Here is a 3,037-nt window from a genome sequence, read left to right on the forward strand (position 1 = left end):
TCATTGGTTTTAGATTTAAATTTTAATGATTAAAGAGGCGCTGTCGGTGTAAGCACAAAGTGTACATCATATGCCTTTTCCGAACGATATTTTCTAACACGGGAAATGATATGGTTGTTCATTAGACACTAAAAAATAACAGGTCTTTTACCAGGACCCGGGTTTTCTGATGGTTCGCTAAGATAGGACGGATAGGAATAAATTCACTCAATACATTGATTCATAACTTTTCTTTAACGCGCAGCGTCATTCCGCCGTTAAACTCTTTACCGGGTTGGCAATGGCCGCTTTAATAGCGGAATGCCCTACACTGAGCCAGGCAATGAGCACAGAAGCCAGCAAGGTAATAACGAAGAAACCCGGGCCCATTATAATACGGAAGCTATACTGCTGCAGCCACTCCTGCATAAAATACCAGGCCAACGGCGCAGCTATGGCAAAGGCAATAATAATGAGCAGGGTAAACTCCCGCGATAATAAATAAAGGATGCTGCTAACAGGAGCGCCCAATACTTTCCGGATACCAATTTCTTTCTTCCGCTGCTCCGCCATGAATGATACCAGGCCATATAAACCAAGACAGGAGATAAATATGGAAAGGCCTGCAAAAATTTTATAGAGCTGCGCCAGTTGTTCTTCCTGCTTATAATACTGGGCTACTGTTTCATCAATAAAGTTATACTCAAAAACATAATCCGGGAAGAACCGGTCCCAGGTGGATTTTATGGCAGCTAATGTAGCTTTTGTTTCTCCCGGTTTTATCCGGATATTGGCCGCCCGGTAGCTACGGTTTAACGTGGTCATTACCACCGGGCCTATGGGTTCCCTCATGGAAGTGATGTTATAATTTTTCACCACCCCGGTAATGATGCCTGGTTTATCCATCACGTATATGGGCATTCCAATAGCCGCTTCCGGACTGGCAATGCCCAGGTCTTTCACCAGTTTTTCATTTACAACAAATTCTTTCATCGTATCTGACGACGCATAAATATTACCGGCTGCCATCTGCAGCTGGTATATGCGGAAATACCCCGTATCAGCGGGTTTCATATGAACAATCAGGTCGGGCTTATTGGTATGGTTGCTGCTTAAACGCAGATCAGTGGACCAGTTGCTGAAATCTACCGGTGCATAAGCGCTGAAGCTGACAGCGCCAATACCGGGTTGCTGCAATAACTCGTTTTGCAATACGGGTAATTTCAACTGGCTCACACTATCACGCGGAAAATCCACTTTAACAATGGCTTCTTTATTAAAGCCCATGTCCGCATTGTTAAAATATTTCATCTGCGATACCACCACCAGGGTACCGATGATGAGTACCTGGGCAATCGCAAACTGGCATACTACCAACACCCTCCTGAGCATGATCCCTTTGGTGGGATTTCCACCAGGCCGGCTTTTCAGTGCAGTGATAGGATTGAACCCGGATAAAATAAGAGCCGGGTAAAAACCGGCAAGAAGCGTTACTGTTAGTACCAGTGAAGGGATAAATACAAGTATGCTGGTTGTATCCAGGGCGGTAAGCGACAATTTAATCCCCAGCAACTCACTTAAAAACGGCATGCAGATCAATACCACCAACAGGGCGCCTGTCATGGCCAGCAAGCATGTAACCCCCACCTCGCCCAGGAATTGCAGCATCAATTGCCAACGGCTGCTTCCAAGCGCTTTCCGTACTCCTACTTCCCTGGCGCGGTTGGTGGCGCTGGCGGTAGTCACGTTAATAAAATTAACGCAGGCGATTATAAGCAGGAAAATAGCGATCAGTTTTAGAGAGGTGCTAAGCGCCGGGGTAAAAGTGCGGCCATTGAAATTGCCAAAATTTCTGTCGGAATGAATCGTATGAAGCGGTTGCAAATGTACTTCGGGCGTTCCCTGAGGGGCATAGCGGGCAATAAATCCAGGTAATTGCGCATCAAACCGGTTGCCGGATATTCCGGGCTTTAAAGTAATAAAACAATAGTTACTGGTCCAGAATTCCACCCAATCATTCATATCTATACCCAGGCTGGCAACGGTGGCATAGGAAACCACCAGGCCCAGGGGAAGATCACTGTTCGCTGGGGGATTATCAATTACCCCGGTGATGTTATATTGCTGATCATAAAGCTTTACCGCTTTACCAATTGCCTGCTGCCAGTTGCCAAAATACCTGGTGGCAAAATCCTTTGTTATGACCGCGGTATTGGGCGCACTGAGCGATCGGGTATCTCCATCCAGGACCTTGAAATCGAATATATCAAATACCTGGGGCTCTGCCATAAACACCCCGCGATGCTCCTTGAACTTCCGGAGGGTTTCCCCGCGGGAGCCCGGGATAATTACCTGCACATCTTTATCCCCATAAATAGCAGCTGCCTGCTCTATTTGCGGAAACACCTTCCTCAGTGTAGCCGCCAACGGGAAAGATGCCCCCGCTGAATATCCTCCATTTTCACTGTTCCTGCTTTCTCTTACCACGCGATAGATCCTGTTCTTTTTTGCATGATAGCCATCATAACTCTGTTCATAGGCCAGAACCAGGAAAATAAGCAGGAAGGCGCTGAAGCCCACTGTCAATCCAATAATATTAACAGAAAAACGGCCTTTATTATGCAACAAGTTCCTGAAGGTAGTCAGCAGATAGTTTCTGAACATGGCAATTAGCTAATTGGTAAGGCTTTCCGTTAAACAGATAAAATGCCATTTAAACGTAATAATTAAAACCAGCGACATAAACATGTCTTAAATTATTATATGTTCGGTTTTGATACAGGGGATGTTCATTTTAATAATTATAGTATTCCGCTGTATCTACAGCCAGGTCTTCAAAATCCTACAGATGAATCACTATCCCTTCAAATCACTTACGGCCCCTACTACGCAATAAGCAACATCGTCCATTACTCCGAAATGCTTCTCCGCACATTCAATCTTCATCCTTTCCCGGTCTCGTAAAAGCGACCTGTCTGCCGCCGCCTTTGCATCTTTTGTTTCTGCTACAAAGAAAAGCCTTGCTTCAGTTCCTTCAACTTTCTTAATCAATGCCCAA

2 protein-coding genes are annotated in these 3,037 nt (G+C 45.4%); both read right to left on the reverse strand.

The genetic code is table 11. The annotated features are described in order from the left end of the window. Positions 1-246 precede the first annotated feature (246 nt). Positions 247-2,643, reverse strand: coding sequence for an FtsX-like permease family protein (locus VIM87_RS04400; RefSeq protein ID WP_331995802.1), 2,397 nt, complete (start codon positions 2,641-2,643; stop codon positions 247-249). A 192-nt stretch (positions 2,644-2,835) separates the two neighbouring features. Then, on the reverse strand, positions 2,836-3,037 hold a 202-nt coding region (locus VIM87_RS04405; protein WP_331995803.1), incomplete at its 5' end, for a hypothetical protein.

This window comes from Chitinophaga sp., assembly GCF_036569125.1.
Lineage (GTDB): Bacteria > Bacteroidota > Bacteroidia > Chitinophagales > Chitinophagaceae > Chitinophaga.

Excerpts from the sequence above, each read along its gene's own strand:
- VIM87_RS04400 (WP_331995802.1), bottom strand. The coding sequence starts at position 2,643 with ATGTTCAGAAACTATCTGCTGACTACCTTCAGGAACTTGTTGCATAAT.